This is a genomic window from Streptomyces huasconensis (assembly GCF_021028635.1).
GTDB classification, from domain to species: domain Bacteria; phylum Actinomycetota; class Actinomycetes; order Streptomycetales; family Streptomycetaceae; genus Streptomyces; species Streptomyces huasconensis.
In genome coordinates, this window is the sequence record NZ_CP086119.1 from 6,803,510 (window position 1) to 6,824,538 (window position 21,029).

General features: G+C 72.1%; 18 protein-coding genes. 13 read left to right on the plus strand and 5 right to left on the minus strand.

Going from position 1 to position 21,029, the window contains the following annotated elements; all coding sequences use genetic code 11:
- Positions 1-148: 148 nt before the first annotated feature.
- Entirely contained in the window at positions 149-1,378 is a 1,230-nt protein-coding gene (locus tag J2N69_RS30350) for a winged helix DNA-binding domain-containing protein (RefSeq protein ID WP_230903543.1), read from the plus strand.
- A 40-nt stretch (positions 1,379-1,418) separates the two neighbouring features.
- Here J2N69_RS30350 and J2N69_RS30355 read toward each other — a convergent pair whose 3' ends face one another.
- Entirely contained in the window at positions 1,419-2,255 is an 837-nt protein-coding gene (locus J2N69_RS30355) for a helix-turn-helix transcriptional regulator (protein ID WP_230903544.1), read from the minus strand.
- A gap of 222 nt (positions 2,256-2,477) precedes the next feature.
- Here J2N69_RS30355 and J2N69_RS30360 point away from each other — a divergent pair, with 222 nt between their 5' ends.
- From J2N69_RS30360 to J2N69_RS30380, 5 genes are all read left to right on the plus strand, one after another.
- On the plus strand, positions 2,478-4,019 hold the full coding sequence (locus J2N69_RS30360; RefSeq protein ID WP_230903545.1) for an AMP-binding protein: 1,542 nt from the start codon (positions 2,478-2,480) through the stop codon (positions 4,017-4,019).
- Positions 4,020-4,447: 428 nt separating this feature from the next.
- Positions 4,448-4,675: a type A2 lantipeptide gene (locus J2N69_RS30365; protein WP_127912470.1), complete on the plus strand. Its 228-nt coding sequence runs from the start codon at positions 4,448-4,450 to the stop codon at positions 4,673-4,675.
- A gap of 151 nt (positions 4,676-4,826) precedes the next feature.
- On the plus strand, positions 4,827-5,633 hold the full coding sequence (locus J2N69_RS30370) for an HlyD family efflux transporter periplasmic adaptor subunit (RefSeq protein WP_230903546.1): 807 nt from the start codon (positions 4,827-4,829) through the stop codon (positions 5,631-5,633).
- Entirely contained in the window at positions 5,630-7,939 is a 2,310-nt protein-coding gene (locus tag J2N69_RS30375; RefSeq protein WP_230903547.1) for an NHLP family bacteriocin export ABC transporter peptidase/permease/ATPase subunit, read from the plus strand. The genes J2N69_RS30370 and J2N69_RS30375 overlap by 4 nt, the downstream gene beginning before the upstream one ends.
- A 64-nt stretch (positions 7,940-8,003) precedes the next feature.
- On the plus strand, positions 8,004-10,850 hold the full coding sequence (locus J2N69_RS30380; protein WP_230904938.1) for an NHLP bacteriocin export ABC transporter permease/ATPase subunit: 2,847 nt from the start codon (positions 8,004-8,006) through the stop codon (positions 10,848-10,850).
- 91 nt (positions 10,851-10,941) lie between these two features.
- Here the strand turns inward: J2N69_RS30380 and J2N69_RS30385 are convergent, their stop codons facing one another.
- Positions 10,942-11,961 carry a DUF5954 family protein gene (locus J2N69_RS30385; RefSeq protein WP_230903548.1) on the minus strand — a complete coding sequence of 340 codons (1,020 nt, stop codon included), beginning with the start codon at positions 11,959-11,961 and terminating at the stop codon, positions 10,942-10,944.
- A gap of 149 nt (positions 11,962-12,110) precedes the next feature.
- Between J2N69_RS30385 and J2N69_RS30390 the strand changes: the two genes are divergently transcribed.
- Positions 12,111-13,760: an AMP-binding protein gene (locus J2N69_RS30390; protein WP_230903549.1), complete on the plus strand. Its 1,650-nt coding sequence runs from the start codon at positions 12,111-12,113 to the stop codon at positions 13,758-13,760.
- Here the strand turns inward: J2N69_RS30390 and J2N69_RS30395 are convergent.
- On the minus strand, positions 13,738-14,289 hold the full coding sequence (locus J2N69_RS30395; RefSeq protein WP_230903550.1) for a GNAT family N-acetyltransferase: 552 nt from the start codon (positions 14,287-14,289) through the stop codon (positions 13,738-13,740). The two genes, J2N69_RS30390 and J2N69_RS30395, sit on opposite strands and share 23 nt — an antisense overlap.
- 63 nt (positions 14,290-14,352) lie before the next feature.
- Between J2N69_RS30395 and J2N69_RS30400 the strand changes: the two genes are divergently transcribed.
- Positions 14,353-15,606 (plus strand): MFS transporter, encoded by a 1,254-nt coding sequence (locus J2N69_RS30400; protein WP_408056834.1) that lies wholly within the window; start codon positions 14,353-14,355, stop codon positions 15,604-15,606.
- 43 nt (positions 15,607-15,649) lie between these two features.
- Here the strand turns inward: J2N69_RS30400 and J2N69_RS30405 are convergent, their stop codons facing one another.
- A complete protein-coding gene (locus J2N69_RS30405) occupies positions 15,650-16,279 on the minus strand; it encodes an alpha-ketoglutarate-dependent dioxygenase AlkB (RefSeq protein WP_230903551.1) in 630 nt (209 codons plus the stop codon).
- Positions 16,280-16,332: 53 nt separating this feature from the next.
- Positions 16,333-17,061: a hypothetical protein gene (locus J2N69_RS30410; RefSeq protein ID WP_230903552.1), complete on the minus strand. Its 729-nt coding sequence runs from the start codon at positions 17,059-17,061 to the stop codon at positions 16,333-16,335.
- A 262-nt stretch (positions 17,062-17,323) separates the two neighbouring features.
- On the opposite strand from J2N69_RS30410, the gene gcl reads away from it, so the two are divergent.
- From gcl to J2N69_RS30425, 5 genes are all read left to right on the plus strand, one after another.
- Complete coding sequence (gene gcl, locus J2N69_RS30415) at positions 17,324-19,102, plus strand: glyoxylate carboligase (RefSeq protein WP_230904940.1); 1,779 nt, start codon at positions 17,324-17,326, stop codon at positions 19,100-19,102.
- Between the two features lie 112 nt (positions 19,103-19,214).
- Positions 19,215-19,340, plus strand: a complete 126-nt coding sequence (locus J2N69_RS36440; RefSeq protein WP_269075646.1) for a hypothetical protein — start codon at positions 19,215-19,217, stop codon at positions 19,338-19,340.
- Between the two features lie 28 nt (positions 19,341-19,368).
- A complete protein-coding gene (locus J2N69_RS36755; protein WP_408056835.1) occupies positions 19,369-19,953 on the plus strand; it encodes a hypothetical protein in 585 nt (194 codons plus the stop codon).
- The gene (locus J2N69_RS30420; RefSeq protein WP_408056836.1) at positions 19,865-20,317 is read left to right on the plus strand and encodes a cytochrome c-type biogenesis protein; all 453 of its coding nucleotides are present in this window, start codon (positions 19,865-19,867) and stop codon (positions 20,315-20,317) included. The genes J2N69_RS36755 and J2N69_RS30420 overlap by 89 nt, the downstream gene beginning before the upstream one ends.
- A 95-nt stretch (positions 20,318-20,412) precedes the next feature.
- Positions 20,413-20,895, plus strand: a complete 483-nt coding sequence (locus tag J2N69_RS30425; protein ID WP_230903554.1) for a hypothetical protein — start codon at positions 20,413-20,415, stop codon at positions 20,893-20,895.
- Positions 20,896-21,029 lie beyond the last annotated feature (134 nt).

The following is a 21,029-nucleotide window of genomic DNA, read 5'->3' on the forward strand; positions in this document are numbered from 1 at the left end:
GTGGATCATGCGGGCGGTCGGTGCGGGAGGTGAGGGGTGCCTCGAAGCGGGGCCGGCAGTCCGGGGGCCGCCCTTTCCCCTGCGCGCCCGGCCGGGCTCCATGCGTTGCGGACCGTACGTGTCCGCAAGGCCCGCTAGCGTCGGGCCCATGACCAAGACGACCAGGACCCGGGACCTGACCGGCGGCTCCGCCCCCGTACTGGGAAGGCGCGCGCTCAACCGCGCCACGCTCGACCGGCAGCTCCTCCTGCGCCGCTCCCGCGAACTGTCCGTCAAGGACGCCGTCACCCACCTCGTCGGGCTCCAGGCGCAGAACGTCAAGCCGCCCTACTACGCCCTCGCCGCGCGCCTGGCGGACTTCGACCCGCGCGAGCTGTCCGCGCTCCTGGAGTCGCGCGAACTGGTCCGCATGGTCACGCTGCGCTCCACCATCCACCTGCACACCGCCGCCGACGCCCGCACCCTGCGGCCGTTCGTGCAGGACGCGCTCGAACGCGAGCTGGGCGTGTTCCGGGCCGGTCTCACCGGCGTCGACCTGCGGGAACTCGCCGAGATCGCCCGCGAGGCCGTCGAGGCGGAGCCCCGCACCATGAAGCAGCTCCGCGAGGCCCTGCTCGTCCGGTGGCCCGACGCCGACCCGCAGGCCCTCGCGATCGCCGCCCGCTGCACGCTGCCGCTGGTCCAGGTGACCCCGCGCGGGCTGTGGCGGCGCAGCGGACAGGTCGCGCTCACCACCGTCGAGAAGTGGCTCGGCCCCGACACGGGAGCGGACGCGGAGACGGGGACGGACGGGGGCGTGGGAGCGGGTGTCGCGGGCCGGTCGGTGCCCGAAGACGTCGTGCTGCGGTACCTCGCCGCCTTCGGGCCCGCCTCCGTCAAGGACATGCAGACCTGGGCGCGGCTCACCCGCATGCGGGAGGTCTTCGAGCGCCTGCGGCCCCGGCTGCGGACGTTCCGCGACGAGAACGGCGTCGAGCTGTTCGACCTGCCCGACGCGCCGCGCCCCGACGAGGACACCCCGGCCCCGCCCCGCTTCCTCCCCGAGTTCGACAACCTCCTCCTCTCCCACGCGGACCGGACCCGCGTCGTGCCCGCCGAGTACAAGGGGCGCACCTGGCAGGGGAACTTCGCCTACAGCGTCTTCCTGCTCGACGGCTTCCTCGCCGGGGTGTGGCGCCTGGTGGAGGACGCCGGGCGCGGGGAGGCCGTGCTGACCATCGAGCCGTTCGGGGACCCGGGGCGCGCCGAGCGGGCGGAGCTGACGCGGGAGGCCGAGCGGATGCTGACGAGGATGACCTCTTCTTCGGATTCCTCGGATTCCTCGGATTCCTCGGTTTCCTCGTACGACATCCGGTTCGGGGCCGTCATCGGCAGCTGACGCCCCGCGGCAACAACCCACCCGCCCCACGCCACCCCCCCTACGGCAACACCCCAGCCCGCCGCGCCGCCACCACCGCCTCCAGGCGCGTGTGCGCCCCCAGCTTCCGCATGGCCGAGCGGAGGTAGCCCTTCACCGTCTCGGGCCGCAGGCCGAGCCGCTGTGCCGCCACCGCGTTCGTCGCTCCCGCGGCCACGCAGGTGAGGACGTCCACCTCACGCGGGGTGAGGCAGGCCGGGCGCTCGCGGTCGTGCGCCGGGAGCGTGGTCGCCGACGCCAACGTGCCGCAAACGGAGAGGATTTCGGCGCGCAGTCCGGGGTCCACGATGCGCGGGGCCAGCGCCCGCAGCGCGCCGTGCGCCTCCCGGACCTGCTCCCACGCCCCGGGGCCCGCGACCGGCTCGCGGACCGCCGCCAGCAGCGCCCGCACCTCATCGCGTACGACCAGAGCCTGCTCCACGTCCCGCGCCGCGGCCACCGCCGTCGACAGGACCCGGTCGCCGAGCGGCTGGGCCGCGCGCAGCGCGCCGTACAGCACGCCCCGCACCCGGCGGCGCACCACCACCGGCACCGCGAGCACCGACCGCAGGCCCTCGGCCTCGACCGCCGCGTCGTACTCGTGGCTGATGTGCCGCGAGACGCTGTAGTCCGTGACCGCGCACGGCCGGGAGAGGGCGAGCGCCTTGCCGCCGAGGCCGTTGCCCGACGAGACGGCGAGCCCGTGCAGCGCGGGCGTCCGCGCGCCGCTCAGCTCGTCGATCCGCAGTCGGCGCTGCCCTTCGAGGAGGCCTCCGAAGGCGATCGGCAGCCCCGTGCCGCGGCGCAGCCGCAGCAGAGCGGTGCGCATCTCGACCGCCTCGCTGCCGTCCGCCGACACGTGTTCCTCCCTCCGGTTCCGCACATCTCTTCGGCCTTGGGCTCTTGCGTTCCTCCGCTTGCGGCACCCCCGTCCGGGGGTAGTGAGACCCGCATCACGAATTACACGATGCTACGGAGCGTCCGGCAATGAGTGCGGCAGTACTGCGGTGAGGCAGTACGGCGTCATGCGGTACGTCCGGGCCGGCCCGAGCAGTGGTTCCCGATGTCAGGAGAGAGCGCAATGCGGACACCTATGACCGTCACGGACTTCCTCGACCGGGCGGAGCTGGGCTTCGCCTCCAGCCCCGGCGTGATCGACGAACCGCTCCAACCCGCCCCCGTGGTGCCGGAGTCGACGTACGGGCGCCTCGGGGAGCGGGTCCGGGCGTGGCAGGCGGGGCTTGACGCGCTGGGTGTCGGCGAGGGCGAGCGGGTGGCGGTCGTCAGCCACAACTCCGCCCGGCTCCTTGAACTGCTGTTCGCCGTGCCGATGAGCGGGCGGATCTGTGTGCCCGTCAACTTCCGGCTCAAGCCGGAGGAGGTCGAGTACGTCGTACGGCAGAGCGGCGCCTCGGTCCTGCTCGTGGACCCGGAGCTGGACGAGGCCCTGTCGGGTGTGAAGGCGCGCCACCGCTTCGTGCTCGGCGAGCAGACCGAGACGGAGCTGATGCGCTTCGGCGTGCAGCCGCGCCCGTGGGCGAACCCGGACGAGGGCGCCACCGCGACCATCAACTACACGTCGGGGACCACGGCCCGGCCCAAGGGCGTGCAGCTGACCCACCGCAACATCTGGGTCAACGGCCTGACGTTCGGCCTGCACACCCGCGTCTGGGAGCGGGACGTCTATCTGCACACCCTGCCGATGTTCCACTGCAACGGCTGGGGCATGCCGTTCGTGATGGCCGGGCTCGGCGTCAAGCAGGTCGTGCTGCGCAAGGTGGACGGCACGGAGATCCTGCGCCGCGTGGAGGAGCACGGCGTCACGCTCATGTGCGGCGCGCCCGCGGTGTGGAACGCGGTCCTCGACGCGGCGGCGGCCTGGTCCGGCGAGGTGCCCGGCCGGAACCGGGTGCGGATCGTGTGCGCGGGCGCCCCGCCGCCGAGCAGGATGATCCAGCGCGTGGAGGCCGAGCTGGGCTGGGAGTTCACCCAGATCTACGGGCTCACCGAGACGTCCCCGCTGCTCACCTTCAACCGGGCCGCGCCCGCGGACCTGGAGCTGCCCGCCGAGGAGCGGGCCCACAGACTCGCCCGTGCCGGACTGCCCGCGCTCGGCGTCAAGTTGAAGGTGTCCGACGCGGGGGAGGTCCTGGCCCGGTCCAACGTCGTGCTCGAAGGGTATTGGGAGAAGCCGGAGGAGACCGCCGCGGCGCTGGAGGACGGCTGGTTCCACACCGGGGACGGGGGCACGTTCGACGAGGCGGACGGCCATCTGACCATCTCCGACCGGAAGAAGGACGTGATCATCACGGGCGGCGAGAACGTCTCGTCGATCGAGGTGGAGGACACCATCTTCAGCCACCCCGCGGTCGCCGAGGTCGCCGTCATCGGGGTGCCGCACGAGAAGTGGGGAGAGACGGTCAAGGCTCTGGTGGTCCTCGCGGAGGGGGCGACGGCGCGGGAGGCGGACATCATCGCCCACTGCAAGGAGCGGATGGCCGGCTACAAGGCCCCGACCACCGTCGAGTTCCGCGACGCCATCCCGCGCACCGCCACCGGCAAGATCCAGAAGTTCAAGCTGCGGGAGCCGTACTGGGCGGGGCGGGAGCGCGGCGTGAACTGACCGCCGGGCGAGGCCACCGCCCCCTCCGTGTCCCTTTCGGCCACCATTCGGCACGCCTTCAATGAACCTGCACACCGAATGCGCACCCCGGTCACGCCATTCACCGGGTACCCCCCATGAATTCCCGCTCAGCGGGTACGGGGTGTGCTTTTCGCCGTACCCGTGTCCGTTTTGTTGAAGGGAGTCCCGCCGTGCCCTCGATTTCCTTCTGTGAATCTTGTGAAGGAGCTGCCCCCGCGCGGTGAAACCGCCTGCACGCAGCGGCGATGCGTTGTCACAACCGCGGTCGGGCGGTGCCCGGGCGATTGGATGTGCGAGCTGCGAACGTGCTTTGATCCTGGCCGACGCGGAATTCGCACCCCGGATTCCGCACCGCTGGAAACACCTTTGCGACATTCATGACTTTCATGAGAAGGGCAGCTCACACCATGAACAACACCCCGCAGGTCGAGACCCTCGAGATTTCCGACGCCGACCTCGACAACGTCTCCGGCGGCCTCGTCGCCACGGTCGCGGGCAACGTCACGGGCACCGTCGACTCCATCGCCCCGGTCTCCGGCGTCGTGGCCGGTGTCGTCGGCACCGTCGAGAGCGCCACCGGCGTGAACACCGGCGTCGTCACGGGCCTGGCCTCGGGCCTGACCGCCGGTCTCTGAGCCTTCGCTCACCGAGACGCGTGAATCCATGAGCCCCGGGGCCCCTCGCCCCGGGGCTCACGGACGCCACAGGCAGGCAGAACGGATGCCACAGGCAGGCAGACGCGAGTGCAGACGTGAGTCAAGGAAACGTGAGTAAGGGAAGCGTTCCGTGCAGTTCCGCCAACAGGCCCTGTCCAAGCTGCAGTCGCCCGAGGAACTCGACCTTCCGGTGCGCTACGCCCGCCCCCAGGGCCTGCTCGTCCTCGCCGTCACCCTCGTCGTCATGGCCGCCGCGAGCCTCTGGGCGGTGACCGGCTCGGTCGCCTCGACGCTGCGGGCGCCCGGCATCCTCACCCACGGGCAGGGCAGTTACGTCCTCCAGAGCCCCGTCACCGGACAGGTCACCGGCGTCTACGCCAAGGAGGGCGAACGGCTCGCCGCGGGCGCCCCCGTGCTGAAGGTCCGTACGGAGCATGGCGACAAGGCCGTCCGGGCGATCGCCGCCGGCCGTGTGACCACCCTCCTCGCGCGGATCGGCACCGTCGTCACCACCGGCGCCGACGTCGCCGCCCTGGAGCGCGTGGCGGGCGCCGACGACCCGCTCCTCGCCATGCTCTACGTGCCCGCCGACAGCGCGGCCACCGTGCCCGTCGGCGCCTCGGTCGACCTCACGGTCCAGTCCGTGCCCACCCAGCGGTACGGGACGCTGCGCGGCCACGTGAAGGCGGTCGGCCGGGCCGCGCAGACCCGGCAGAAGATCACCGGCTTCCTCGGCGACAAGGAACTGGCGGGGCAGTTCACGCAGGACGGCCCGCCCGTCGCCGTCCTCGTACGCCTCGACACGTCCCCCGGCACCACGTCCGGCTACGTCTGGTCGACCGCCGGCGGTCCGCCCTTCGCGCCGGACTCCATGACCCTGGCCACCGGCGCCGTCCACCTCGCCGAGCAGCGCCCGATCGATTGGCTGCTTCCGTGACCGCACCCCACGCCTCCCCGGCCGCACCGTCCCCCTCCCCGGCGCACCAGCGGCAGCTGCCACCCCCCGGCGGCCGCCGCGGGCACCGCCCCGAGCCCCCGCGCCGGGGCCGCCGCCGCGCCGCGCCGCCGCGTCCTGCGCCGAAGGCCGGGCGGCCCAGGACCGTCCGTACGCCCACTGTGCTCCAGATGGAGGCCGTGGAGTGCGGCGCCGCCGCCCTCGCCATGGTCCTCGCCCACCACGGACGGCACGTGCCCCTGGAGGAGCTGCGCATCGCGTGCGGCGTCTCCCGCGACGGCTCACGGGCCAGCAACGTCCTGAAGGCCGCGCGCGGTTACGGCCTCACCGCCAAGGGCATGCAGATGGAGCCCGCCGCGCTCGCCGAGGTGAAGGCGCCCGCCATCCTCTTCTGGGAGTTCAACCACTACGTCGTCTACGACGGCATGGGGCGCCGCCTCGGCCGCCGGGGCGTCTACATCAACGACCCCGACAAGGGCCGCCGCTTCGTGCCCTCCGAGGACTTCGACACCAGCTTCACCGGCGTCGTCCTCGTCCTCGAACCGGGGGAGGAGTTCCGCCCGGGAGGCCGCAGACCCGGCGTCCTCAAGGCGCTCCCGGCGCGGCTGCGCGGCACCACGGGCACGATGCTCGCCGCGCTCCTGGCCAGCCTGCTGCTCGTCGCGGTCGGCGCCGCGCTGCCCGCGCTCAGCCGCACGTACATCGACCTGTTCCTGATCGGCCATCAGACGTCACTCCTTGGCGCCCTGTTCGCGTCCATGGGCGCAATGGTGGCGCTCACCGTGGTGCTGACCTGGCTGCAACAGGCGAACCTGCTGCGCGGCCGCATCATCTCCTCGACCCTCGGCAGCGCCCGCTTCTTCCGCCATCTGCTGCGGCTGCCCGTCACGTTCTACGCCCAGCGCAGCCCCGCCGACCTCGTACAGCGCCTCGCCTCCAACGACGCGGTCGCCGAGACCCTGGCCCGCGACCTCACGGCCGCCGGGGTCGACGGCATCGTCGTACTCCTCTACGCGGCCCTGCTGTGGACGTACGACCCGCAGCTCACCCTCGTCGGCGTCGGCATCGCCCTGCTGAACGTCGTGGCGATGCGCGTCGTGGTCCGGCTGCGCGCCACCGGCACCCAGAAGCTGCGCGCCGACACCGCCAAGCTGACCAACACCTCGTACACCGGCCTGCAGTTGATCGAGACCATGAAGGCCACCGGAGGCGAGAGCGGCTACTTCCGGCGCTGGGCCGGCCAGCACGCCACCACCCTGGAGGAACAGCAGCGGCTCGGCGTGCCGAGCGCCTGGCTCGGTGTCGTCGCGCCGACGCTCGCGACCCTCAACAGCGCGCTGATCCTGTGGATCGGCGGCCTGCGCGCCGTCGAGGGACACCTGTCGATCGGGCTGCTCGTCGCCTTCCAGGCGCTCGTCACCCGCTTCACCGCGCCCATCACCCGCCTCAACGGCGTCGCGGGCCGCATCCAGGACTTCGCCGCCGACGTCGCCCGCCTCAAGGACGTCGAGAACTTCCCCGCCGACCCGCTCTACGCCCGCCCCGAACCGGCCGCGAGCACCCGCCGCCTCAAGGGGCACGTCACCCTCGAAGACGTCACCTTCGGCTACAGCCCCCTCGACAAGCCGCTCCTGACGGGTTTCTCCCTCTCGGTCGGGCCGGGACAGCAGGTCGCGCTCGTCGGCGGCTCGGGCAGCGGCAAGTCGACCGTCTCGCGGCTCCTCTCGGGCCTCTACAGCCCGTGGGAGGGCACGATCCGCATCGACGGACAGCGCCTGGAGGACATCCCGCGCGGCGCGCTCACCGCCTCCGTGTCCTTCGTCGACCAGGACGTCTTCCTCTTCGAGGGCACGATCCGCGACAACGTCGCGCTGTGGGACCCCTCCATCCCCGACGACGACGTCGTCACCGCCCTCAAGGACGCCTGCCTGTACGAGGTCGTGGCCCGCAGGCCCGGCGGCATCCACGGCCGCGTCGAGCAGGACGGGCGGAACTTCTCCGGCGGCCAGCGCCAGCGCCTGGAGATCGCGCGGGCCCTGGTCCGCCGCCCCAGCGTCCTCGTGCTCGACGAGGTGACCAGCGCCCTGGACGCCGAAACCGAACAGGTCATCATCGACAACCTGCGCCGCCGCGGCTGCGCCTGCGTCGTCATCGCCCACCGCCTGAGCACCGTGCGCGACAGCGACGAGATCGTCGTCCTCGACCACGGCCAGGTCGTGGAACGGGGCCGCCACGAACACCTGGTCGCCGCCGGTGGTGCCTACGCCGACCTGGTCAGGGAGCACTGAGGTGACTCCGGAGCACTACACGTATACACAGGGCACGCCTACGCACGGCACACATGCGCACGACGTGCACACGTACGACACGCACACGCAGGGCCCGGTCGCCGCCTCCTTCGGCGCCCTCGGCACACCCGTCGACTGCGCGGGCCTGCGCAGCGTGCACCTGGAGGGCCCGCAGGTGCTGTGGCTCGTGGTGGCGGGCGCCCTCGACCTGTTCGCCGTCGATGCCGCGCAGCAGGGCCACTGGCACTACCTCGGCCGCCTGGAGCCCGGCGCGCTGCTCCTCGGCCCCGTCGAGGGTCCCCGGCACACCCTCGTCGGCCGCCCCCTGGCGGGCTGCGCGCTGCGCCGGGTTCCGCTGCGCGAGCTGTACCGCCCGGACCTCGGCGCCCCCTGGCCCCACGAGCAGCAGTACCCCACTCACTACGACACCCAGGACACCGCGCTCAGCCTCCTGGAACACGCCTTCGCGCTCGGCATCGGACGCGGCCACCGCGTCCTGTTCGAGGCGCCGCTCGACGGCCGCACCATGGGCGACGAGGTGGCGACGGACGACGACATCCTCTGGATGCCGGTCGCGCCGGGCAGCGTGCAGTACGGCGCCGCCTACAGCGCCGAGGCCGCGGGCGACCTGCTCGTCGACGCCGCGCTGTGGCAGCGCATGGTCAACCAGCAGCACCGGCTGCTCGCCGCCCTCGACCGCTGGATCGAACGCCTGGAGCGGGCCCACGAGGACCGCGCGGCGGCCGGCATCAAGGCCGGTGAGAGCGTCCGCGAGCAGGCCGACCGCACCCTGATCGCCTCCATCGGCCGCACGCGCGGGGGCGCCGCGCGCCGCACCGGCTCGCGAGGCGGTGACGACGCCACGTACGCCGCCTGCCGGCTGGTCGCCGAAGCGGCGGGCATCACCCTGGCCGATCCCGCGGACGGCGGCGCGGTGAGCGAGCGGATCGACCCGGTGGAGCGGATCGCGGTGGCCTCGCGCGTGCGCACCCGCGCCGTCCGCCTCGACGGACGGTGGTGGCGCGAGAACGCGGGCCCGCTGGTGGGCCACCGCGCGGCGAGCGGCGCGCCGGTCGCCCTGCTGTGGCGGCGCGGCGGCTACGAAGCGGTGCACCCCACGTCCGGGCGGCGCACCCGGGTCGGCAAGAGCAACGCGGACGAGTTCGAACCCCATGGCGTCATGTTCTACCGGCCGCTGCCCGACCGGCCGTTGACGCCGTGGCGGCTGTTCCGCTTCAGCCTGCGGGGGACCCGCGGCGATGTCCGCAACCTCGCGCTCGCCGGCCTGGTGACGGTCGTGATCGGCGCTCTCGTGCCGATCGCCACGGGCCAGGTGCTCGGCGTCCTCGTCCCGAACGGCGAGAAGAGCCTCATCGCCCAGGTGTCCCTGGCCCTCATGATCACCAGCGTCGTCTCGGCGGCGTTCATGCTGCTCCAGAACCTCACCGTCCTGCGGATGGAGGGCCGCATGGAGAGCACGCTCCAACCCGCCGTCTGGGACCGCCTGTTGAGACTGCCCACGCGCTTCTTCGCCGCGCGGTCCACCGGTGAGCTGGCGAGCGCGGCCATGGGCGTCAGCGCCATCCGCCGCGTCCTGTCGGGCATCGGCCCCGTCGCCCTGCAGGCGGGCACGGTCGGCGCGATGAACCTGGCCCTGCTGCTCTTCTACAGCGTGCCCCTCGCCCTGGCCGCACTCGCCATGCTGGCCGTCATCGCCGCCGTGTTCCTGGCGCTCGGCCTCGCCGAACTGCGCTGGCAGCGGCGCCTGGTGGAGCTGGGCAACAAGCTCAACAACCAGGCGTTCCAGACCCTGCGCGGCCTGCCCAAACTCCGCGTGGCCGGCGCGGAGAGCTTCGCGTACGCGGCCTGGGCCGGGGAGTTCGCGCGCAGCCGAGAGCTGCAACGGCGGGCGGGCCGCGTCAAGAACGCGACCACGGTCCTCAACTCCGTTTACCTCCCGCTCTGTACGCTCGTCATGTTCGTCCTCCTCGCGGGCCCGGCCCGCGGCAGCCTCACCGCGGGGGAGTTCCTCACCTTCAGCACCGCCGTGACGATGCTGCTGACCTCCGTCACCCAGCTGACGGGTGCCCTGATCTCGGCGGCCGCGGTGCTCCCCATGTTCGAGCAGATCAAGCCGGTCCTCGACGAGGCGCCGGAGGTGCGCGCCGGAAGCACGCAGCCGGGGGAACTGCAGGGCGCCATCGAGGCGCGCGGCCTGTCCTTCCGCTACACCGACGACGGCCCGCTCGTCCTGGACGACGTGTCCCTGACGATCCGGCCCGGCGAGTTCGTGGCCGTCGTCGGCCCGAGCGGCTGCGGCAAGTCGACGCTGCTGCGCCTCCTGATCGGCTTCGACGAGCCGCTCACCGGCAGCGTGCTCTACGACGGCCAGGACCTCGCCGCCCTGGACCAGGCGGCCGTGCGCCGCCAGTGCGGTGTCGTCCTGCAGAACGCCCTGCCGCTCACCGGCTCCATCCTGGAGTGCATCTGCGGCGCCGAGTCGTACACCCAGGAGGAGGCGTGGGAGGCTGCCGCCATGGCGGGCCTCGCCGAGGACATCAAGCGCATGCCGATGGGCCTGCACACGATGATCTCCGGCGGCGGGGCGGTCTCCGGCGGTCAGCGCCAGCGGCTCATGATCGCCCAGGCACTGATCCGCCGCCCCCGCGTGCTCTTCTTCGACGAGGCCACGAGCGCCCTGGACAACGAGACGCAGCGCACGGTCATCGACAGCACCCGCGCCCTCAACGCCACCCGGGTCGTCATCGCCCACCGCCTCTCCACCGTCATGGACGCCGACCGGGTCCTCGTCATGTCGGAGGGACGCGTCGTGGAACAGGGCCCGCCCGCACAGCTGCTGGCGGACCCGGACGGACGGCTGCGGGAACTGGTACGGCGCCAGATGCGCTGAGCCGGTCCCCGGACTGATCAGGTGCGCCGAACCAGTCCTCGAACTGCTCAGACACGTTGACCCAGTCGTCGAACCGCTCAGACGCGCCGAGTCAGTCGTCGTAGTGGAGCGTGCCGTCCTCGTCCATCGTGGGGTGCATCTTCATGGGGCCGTAGGAGTCCACGTCCGAGGGGCGGGGCGGCTCAGGGCCGTCGGGGCCAAAGCGGACCAGCCGTTCCGTACGGCAGATCCGGTACAGAGTGTCACCCACGCGCACCTCGTTGGCGTGCGCGGTGGCCTTGAACTCCTCGGCGGCCCGCGCGTGCGCCGCCTTCTCCTCCTCGTCGAACCCGTGGAACAGCGGCCAGGACTCCGTCATCGCGTCGTACAGCATCCGGCGGGCGTCGTGCGGGGTCGGCATCAGGGCCGAGCGCGGCCGCCAGCCCTTCTCGCCGCGCTCGGCCACGCCGAAGCCGACGGGCAGGAGCGCGATGTCGGGATGGGTGGTGACGGCCCGCTCGGAGTCCGCGCGGACGTCGGCGGGGAACCGCGCGCCGCTGTAGGCGAAGTCCCGCAGCCCCAGCTTCAGGGCGCTCGTCATCAGCCCCGGGGTGTCCACGGCCGGGTCGAGCGTGAACCCCACGTCCTTGGACGGGGCGTCGTGCCGCCCGGTCCACGAACGGTCGGCCGGTTCCGGGTCCGTCGGCCGGGGCGGCTCCAGGCCGTCGGCGCCGGTGCGGGCGAACTCGTCGCCGCGCACCACGCGGTAGCGCACACCGCGGACCTCCAGCTCGTCGACCGGCTCGCGTTCGAGGACGGCGACCGCCGCCAGCAGATCGCGGCGCACGGCGGGATCGTCGGTGTCGTCCTTGGCCCTGAACCACAGCGTCGAGTTCAGCGCGTCCCTGGCCTGCTGCGGCATGCCGTCCACGATCGGCTTCAGCACCCGCCATTCGGGCCCCGCCGCGGCATCCTGCACCGCGACGCCGAAGACGGGCCCGCGGACCGCGAGATGCGGATAGCGGTACGACGCGTCGACGGCGTCGGCCTCGGTCACCAGCTCGGCGGGATCATCCCGTTGCACCAAACCGGCGTGGAGCTGGTTCAGTCGTTGCTTCCAGTCATCGCCCATGCGCACATTGTGGTGGCTTCGGGGGAGGGAACGGCCTGAAATGCCACAAGTGATCTCACGTGACGGAGTGCGGGCCGACGTGTGAGCCCCGCCGCCGTGATCGGGTACGGGGCTAGGCGGTGAAGGATCAGCGGGGCATCCTTGACGCCATGTTGCAGAAGGCAGACACGGGGCGCGCCCGCGCGGCCGGCACGGCTGAACTCTCGTACGCCCACGGCACCGGGGAGACTCCTCTCCTCGGTGACACCATCGGCCGCAACCTGGACCGGGCCGTCGCCGCCTGGCCCGACCGGGACGCCCTCGTGGACGTCGCCGCGGGAGCCCGGTGGACGTACGCGGAGTTCGGCGCCGCCGTCGAGCGGCTGGCGCGCGGCTTCCTCGGCTCCGGGGTGGCCAAGGGCGACCGCGTCGGGATCTGGGCGGTGAACTGCGCCGAGTGGGTGCTCGTGCAGTACGCCACCGCGCGGATCGGCGCGATCATGGTGAACATCAACCCCGCCTACCGCGCGCACGAGTTGGAGTTCGTGCTCAACCAGGCGGGTGTCTCGCTCCTGGTCGCCTCGCGGGCCCACAAGAGCAGCGACTACCGCGCACTCGTCGACGAGGTGCGGCCCCGCTGCCCCGGACTGCGCGCCGTCCACTACATCGGGGCCGGCTCCTGGGACGCACTGCTCGACGCCGCCGCATCGGTCACGGGTGAGCAACTTGCCGCCCGCGAGGCCGAGTTGAGCTGCGACGACCCGGTGAACATCCAGTACACCTCGGGCACCACGGGCTTCCCCAAGGGGGCCACGCTCTCCCACCACAACATCCTCAACAACGGCTACTGGGTGGGCCGTACGGTCGGCTACACCGAGCAGGACCGCGTCTGCCTGCCCGTCCCCTTCTACCACTGCTTCGGCATGGTGATGGGCAACCTCGGCGCCACCTCGCACGGCGCGTGCGTCGTCATCCCCGCACCGTCCTTCGACCCGGCCGCCACACTGCACGCCGTCGAGCGCGAGCGCTGCACCTCCCTGTACGGCGTACCGACCATGTTCATCGCGGAGCTGAACCTCCCCGACTTCGCCTCGTACGACTTGAGTTCGCTGCGCACCGGCATCATGGCGGGCTCGCCCTGCCCGGTGGAGGTGATGAAGCGGGTGGTCGCCGAGATGCACATGAGCGAGGTCTCCATCTGCTACGGCATGACGGAGACGTCACCCGTCTCCACGCAGACGCGCCGCGACGACGACCTGGAGCGCCGCACCGGCACGGTCGGCCGCGTCCTGCCGCACATCGAGGTGAAGGTCGTCGACCCCGCGACCGGCGTCACCCTGCCGCGCGGCACCTCCGGCGAGCTGTGCACCCGCGGCTACAGCGTGATGCTCGGCTACTGGAACGAACCCGAGCGGACCGCCGAGGTCATCGACTCCGGCCGCTGGATGCACACCGGTGACCTGGCCGTCATGCGCGAGGACGGGTACGTCCAGATCGTCGGCCGCATCAAGGACATGATCATCAGGGGCGGTGAGAACATCTACCCGCGCGAGATCGAGGAGTTCCTGTACGGCCACCCCAAGATCGCCGACGTCCAGGTGGTGGGCGTGCCCGACGAGCGGTACGGAGAAGTCCCGCTGGCCTGCGTCATCCTGCGGGACCCCGAGGAGACGCTGACGGTGGAGGAGCTGCGGGCCTACTGCAAGGGGAAGCTGGCCCACTACAAGGTGCCCGCCGCACTGCGCGTCATGGAGTCCTTCCCGATGACGGTCTCGGGCAAGGTCCGCAAGATCGAGCTCAGGGAGCGGTACGCGGAGTGAGGGCGCGGCGCATGCACAGGCGGGGCCACCGGTCGAGGCCCAGCTCCGCCTCATGCGCGCGGATCTTCCGCAGGGCCGGGGTGAGTTCGGCCTCCGTGAGCGGGCGGAAGCCGATGCGGGCGTAGTACGGGGCGTTCCACGGGACGTCCGCGAAGGTCGTGAGGGTGAGGGCGGTGCCGCCTTCCGCGAGCGTCCGGCCCGCGAGGTGGTCGATCAGGGCCCGCCCGATGCCGCGCCGGGCGGCGCGCGGGTGCACGGTGATCTGCTCGATGTGCTCGCACCGCGAGGCCGTCGCCGTCACCGTCGGCTCGTCCAGGGGCTCGCTGAGCAGGTACGCGAGCGGGGCGCCCGTCCCGCCCGCCGCGACCCACGCCCCGCCCGCCCGGCGAAAGCGCTCCAACTCCGCGACCGTCGGCGGCTCGTCGTCCGCGACGGCGTCCATGCCGAGGGCGCGGAAGGCTTCCCCCGCGGCGCGTTCGATGTCCTGGAGGGCGGGGAGTTCGGCGGCGGTGGCGGGGCGGATCGGCATGGGGCGAGTATGCCCCGGCCAAAAGTGGTTGTGCCGAGCGGCGATGCCGGGGATCGTGTGCCGGTGATCCATGGAGTGACCGGTCGCGGTGAGCGGCCCGAGACGGAGCCGGCCGCGGGCCCCGCCGCACCACCGGCCGGCCTGAGCCGCGGCATGGTGCTGCTGCTCGCCGTGGTGTGCGGGGTGGCCGTCGGCAACGTCTACTTCCCGCAGGCCGTCAGCCCGTTGGTCGCCGAGGGGCTGCACGTGTCGGCGGACACCGCCACCCTGGTGGTCACGGCGACCCAGTTCGGCTACGCCGCCGGCATCTTCCTCCTCGTACCGCTCGGCGACCGCATCCCCTCCCGGTCGCTCATCGCCGCGCTGCTCTCGCTCACCGGGCTCGGCCTGCTCGGCGCGGGGCTCGCGCCGGGCCTGGTGCCGCTGGTCGCCGCGAGCGCCCTCGTCGGCGTCACCACCGTCGTCGCCCCGGTCGTCGCCCCCATGGCCGCGGGCCTCGTGCCCGAGGAACGGCGCGGCGCCGTCACCGGCACCCTGCTCAGCGGCTCCCTCGGCGGCATGCTGCTCTCCCGCGCCTTCGGGGGCAGCCTCGGCGAGTGGCTCGGCTGGCGCGCCCCCTATCTGACGTCGGCGGCCGTCGCCCTGCTCATCGCGCTGGTCCTCCTGCGCGCGCTGCCGAAGACCGCCGCACCCTCGCGGCAGAGCTACCCGGCGCTGGTCGGCGAGTCGCTCCGGCTGCTGCGCACGGAACCGGAGCTGCGGCGCTCCGGCTTCTACCAGGCGATGCTGTTCGGCGCCTTCTCCGCGCTGTGGACCGGCGTCGCGCTCCTGATGACCGGCCCCGCGTACGGGCTCGGGGCCTCGGCGGTCGGCCTGCTGGCCCTCGTCAACGCCGGAACCATGATCTGTACGCCGCTCGCGGGGCGCCAGGTGGACCGGCGCGGGCCCGACGCGGTGAACCTCGCCGCCGCCCTCGCGGTCCTCGCGGCGGCTGCGGTCCTCCTGTTCGGCGGCGCCGGCGGGGCGGCGGGGCTCACGGCGCTGGCCGCGGGGTCGCTGCTGCTCGACGTCGCGATGCAGTCGGGCATGATCGCCAACCAGGTGCGGATCTTCGCGCTGAGCGACGAGGCGCGCTCCCGGCTCAACACGGCGTACATGACCTGCGGCTACCTCGGCGGAAGCATCGGCTCCTGGCTCGGCGCGCGCTGCTACGAGGCGTTCGGCTGGCCGGGGGTCTGCGGGCTCGTGGCGGTCCTGGCCGCGCTGGCCCTCGCCCGCCATCTGCTGCACGTGAAGTCCCGGGGCTCCGGCGCCTGAGGGCTCCGGGGCAGCGGCTCCCGAGGGCTCCGAAGGCAGCGGGTCAGCGCACTCCCCGCGGGCGGAACTGGATGCTGATGCGACCCCCGGTGGCCCGGGCCGACTTGGGGACGGCGTGTTCCCAGGTCCGCTGGCAGGAGCCGCCCATCACGATGAGGTCGCCGTGCCCGAGCGGGTGGCGGACGGTCACGCCGCCGCGGCGCGGGCGCAGCAGCAGGTCGCGCGGTGCGCCCACGGAGAGGATGGCGACCATCGTGTCCTCGCGGGCGCCCCGGCCGATGCGGTCGCCGTGCCACGCCACGCTGTCGCGCCCGTCGCGGTAGTGGCACAGCCCGGCCGTCGCGAACCCCTCGCCGAGTTCGGCGGCGTAGTGCTCTGACAGCGCGCGCCGCGCCTCGTCGAGGACGGGATGCGGCAGCGGTGCGCCGGCGCCGTAGAAGGCGAGCAGGCGGGGCACGTCCACGACCCGCTCGTACATCTGCCGGCGCTCGGCCTGCCACGGGACGTCCGAGGCGAGGTGTTCGAAGAGGGCGTCGGCGCCGGTGAGCCAGCCCGGCAGGAGGTCGATCCAGGCCCCGTCGGCGAGGACCGTCCTGCGGACTCCGTCCAAGGGGCGCAGCCGCGGTTCCTCGCCCTGGTCGAAGAGAGACCCTTGGAGCTGGTGCTGTGCCATGGCACCAGCGTACCCCTGGTTCGAATGGGTGTACTAATAGCGCTGTCCGGCCCTCAGGCGCCGCGTGCGACGAGTTCGTCCGCCGCGCCGTTCACCGGCTGCGGCGTGCCGGTGAGGTCGATCGTGAACAGCGGGACGCCGAGCGTGTCCGCACGGGCGCGCGCCTCGCCCGTGTAGCCCGCCAGGCAGAAGAAGGCGCGGCCGAGAGGCGTGTCGCCCGCCGCCGTCATCGCGGTGAGCCACAGGCATTCGACGTCGCGGGCCGCGACGCGCCGCAGGCCTGGATCGACCTGGGCGACCATCCCGCGGGCGGTGATCCGCGTCCCCGAGGGCGGGCGCCGCGTGGCGCTGCGCGTGTCGCGGTAGCCGAGCCACCGCAGGTACAGCGCGGCCGTGGCCACGGCGTCACGGGCGTCCCGGATCGGCGCCGGCCGGAAGGCGGGGCGGGGGCGGGGCGCCGTGCGCGGCAGCGGGATGTGGGCGGGGGCCGCGCGCCTCGGGGGTGCGGCGGCGCGCGCTATCGGCACCACCGCGAGGCGCAGGACGGTTCCGCAGGCGCAGTCCAGCTCCGGTTGCGGCCACTGGCACCGGCGGCCGCAGGCCGGGCAGCGGACCGTCACCCACTCGTCCGCCCAGCTCCGGTCGGTGACCGGCGTCGGCGGCGCGCCGCGGGCCATCGGCGGGGTGAGCGGGGCCCCGCAGGCGCAGGGCAGGGGAGGGGGCGCGTACAGATGCTCGCGCCGGCACCCCGGGCACCGCACCGGCATGCCGCCGTCCGCCATCGCCCTCACCCGCCCTCGTCCGCCCTCGCGCCGCCTTCCGCACCATCCTCCCCGCATGCGGGCGGCCCGGTGGCCGGATCGCGGACGTCTCTTGACGGCCTTCGGCTCACGCCCTTACATTGCTTCCATATAGCAGAACATTCTTTCCACAATGCGGAAACAGAAGCTCGCCGCGGGGCGCGACGGGAGCCGAATCCGCCAGCCGTATCCGGCAGCCGCAAAGCTGCCGAAGCTGTCGAAGCAGGAGAACCCCATGGCTCGTATGACCGCTGCCCGCGCGGCAGTTGAGATCCTCAAGCGCGAGGGCGTCGTCAACGCGTTCGGTGTGCCGGGCGCCGCGATCAACCCCTTCTACAAGGCGCTCAAGGAGGGCGGTGGCATCGACCACACCCTCGCGCGCCACGTCGAGGGCGCCTCGCACATGGCCGAGGGCTACACCCGGTCCAAGCCGGGCAACATCGGTGTCTGCATCGGCACGTCGGGCCCCGCGGGCACCGACATGATCACCGGGCTGTACTCCGCGACGGGCGACTCCATCCCGATCCTCTGCATCACGGGCCAGGCGCCGACGCACCTGCTCCACAAGGAGGACTTCCAGGCCGTCGACATCGCGACGATCGCCAAGCCGGTCACCAAGATGGCCGTGACCGTCCTGGAGGCCGCGCAGGTTCCCGGCATCTTCCAGCAGGCCTTCCACCTGATGCGCTCGGGCCGCCCGGGCCCGGTCCTCATCGACCTGCCCATCGACGTCCAGCAGACCGAGATCGAGTTCGACCCCGAGACGTACGAGCCGCTGCCGGTCTACAAGCCCGCCGCGACCCGCGCCCAGATCGAGAAGGCGGTCCGCTTCCTGGTCGAGTCCGAGCGCCCGCTGATCGTCGCCGGCGGCGGCATCATCAACGCCGACGCGAGCGACCTGCTGGTCGAGTTCGCCGAGCTGACCAACACCCCCGTCGTGCCGACCCTGATGGGCTGGGGCACCATCCCCGACGACCACGACCTGAACGCCGGAATGGTCGGCCAGCAGACCGGCCACCGCTACGGCAACGCGACGTTCCTGGAGTCGGACTTCGTCCTCGGCATCGGCAACCGCTGGGCCAACCGCCACACCGGCTACAAGCTGGACGTGTACACCCAGGGCCGCACGTTCGTGCACGTCGACATCGAGCCGACCCAGATCGGCAAGATCTTCGCCCCCGACTACGGCATCGCCTCCGACGCGAAGGCGGCGCTGGAGCTGTTCGTCGAGGTGGCGAAGGAGCTGAAGGCCGCGGGCGAGCTGCCCGACCGCTCGGAGTGGGTCGCCTCCCACCTCAGGCGCAAGGAGACCCTCCAGCGCCGCACGCACTTCGACAACGTGCCCATGAAGCCGCAGCGCGTCTACGAGGAGATGAACAAGGCCTTCGGCCCCGAGACGCGCTACGTCACCACGATCGGCCTCTCGCAGATCGCCGGCGCCCAGATGCTGCACGTCTACAAGCCGCGCCACTGGATCAACTGCGGCCAGGCGGGCCCGCTCGGCTGGACCATCCCGGCCGCGCTCGGGGCCGCCAAGGCCGACCCGGAGAGCCCGGTCGTCGCCCTCTCCGGCGACTACGACTTCCAGTTCATGATCGAGGAGCTGGCGGTCGGCGCGCAGCACCGCATCCCGTACGTCCACGTTCTGGTCAACAACGCCTACCTCGGCCTGATCCGCCAGGCGCAGATCGGCCTGGAGATCAACTTCCAGGTCAACCTGGAGTTCGAGAACCAGAACTCCCCGGAGCTGGGCGTCTACGGCGTGGACCACGTCAAGGTCGCCGAGGGCCTCGGCTGCAAGGCGATCCGCGTCACCGAGCCCGACGAGCTGCTGCCGGCCTTCGAGCAGGCCAAGAAGCTCGCGGCCGAGTACCGCGTGCCGGTGGTCGTCGAGGCGATCCTGGAGCGCATCACGAACATCGCGATGAGCCCGACGGCCGACATCAGCGCCGTCAAGGAGTTCGAGGAGATCGCGACGGAGCCCGGCCACGCGCCGACGGCGATCCGTCCGCTGAAGGTCTGAGGCGTCGGCCGAAGTGACCGGGGCGGTCCACCCGAGGGGGGTGGACCGCCCCTTCGGCATGCCCTGCGGCAACCCGCTGCGGGTGCACGCACGTTCCCGTAGCGTGGCCTCGGTGACCGCCGCGGAGGTCAACGACGTGGCGCTCTGCCACGGCTGGATCACCGGACACCGCAAGGCGTACGACGACGTCACCACCTGCAGAAGAGCACCCGCCGCCGACCGCGCGCAAGGCGTTTGAGGCGCTGGGCAAGACGGCCCGGCACACCGTGCCGCACCGCCTGATGACGGCGCGGACGTATGCCACGCCAGCGGCCCGCCTGGAGCGGATGATCGCCACTCTGGAATCCGGCGGCAAGGTGACCCAGGGGGTCGCACATCAACCGCCCGAGGCTGGGGGCGAGGCATCGCCACGCGCTACGAGCCCAGGGGCCGCCCCGCAACGAAGTGACCGGTCAAACCACGTGTGGGTTGCATGCGTTTTTGGTGAGGATCGTCACGCAATGGTGATTGGCGATGCCCCAGAGTGGTCCGTTATGTTCATGATCATTCCGCTCGGGCCGGGCCCAACTTCGCCCCGTGCCCAAGGGATCGCATCAGGAATCACAGGCGGATGCGGGCGCCAGTGCACAGGTTTCGCAAGCCCAGGTGCACTCGTGACGCCCGCACCCTATTCACCTTCGATCAGGAGCATACGTGAACCGCAAGGGACTGCGCATAGCCGCCGCCGCCATGGCCGGCGTCGCTTTCGGAGTCGCCGCCCCGATGGCGTCGGCCACCGAGGCCCGCCGCGCGCAGGAAGCAGCCGTACAGTTCGAGGAGTCGCTGAGCCCGACGGCGAGCGACGTGCGTGACCTCGTCTCGCGCATGCGCGCCGATGGCGCGGACGAGCAGGAGATCAAGCAGTTCGAGCTGTACGCGCAGGAGTTGGAGAACCCCCACCACCGCACGAAGCGGGCCCTGGGCATGGGCACGATCGTGCGCAAGCTGATCGTCGCGGGGCTGCGTCACGGCGGCACCTGGGCCGGCAAGATCCTCGGCAAGGTCAACAAGAAGACCGGGCGGTACGTCGGCAAGTACGGCAACAAGATCGCCGACGCCATCGAGGACGTCGAGGGCTGGAGCGAGACCGCCCTGAGCATCGCTCTGGTCCGCGCCGGTGTCCCGACCGACATCGCTCGTGACCTCGCGCACGCGATCATGCTCGTCGCGATCTGAGCCCTGTCCCATGAGCGTCGGGCCGCGCTCTCCTTGCCTCGCGAGGGCGCGGCCCGCCTCAGGAACTGCCCACTTGCGCCAGGAAGGTGTCAGCGATGAGTGACGAACGTCGGCCGGATGACGAGCAGGAGCCGACATGGGGTTCCTTCGGTACCGGAGGGAAAGTCCTTGCCGCGGTCGGGTTCACCGGGCTGGGACTCGGTGTCGCGGCCCTCGTCATGCTCTTCCTCCTGCTCGTGGTCCTGGGGGTCACGGCTCTGTGCAGCGACCTGATCGAGTTCGACGGACTGAGCGCGCTGTTCTGGGCCGCACTGCTGTGCCTCCCCTGCGGAATCCTCGCCGCTCTCTTCACCGCGCCGGTGCGTCTTCTCCTGCGGCTCAGCAGCCTTGCGGAGCGGACCAAGCGGGCTGCGACAGAGGCCACTTCGTGCCTGACGACGTTCCTGGCCGCCCTCTTCGTACTGGAGTGCACTCCGGGCCTGCACGCCACCAACCCGTGGCTCCCGGCGGCAGCGGCGACCGTGCTCGGGATCGTGGCGAACCTGATCGTGGCCCGGGCGGAGTCACGCGGGAGGTGAGAACCCGGGGGGCCAGCCCCAGCGCAGCGTCAAGCACGGACGGAGGCGGTCCGCGTACGCGCCGAAGAGCGCCGTGGGAACGACGTCGACGACCGACTGGTCCAGGCGAAACCGCCCGGACCCCACGCACGGAA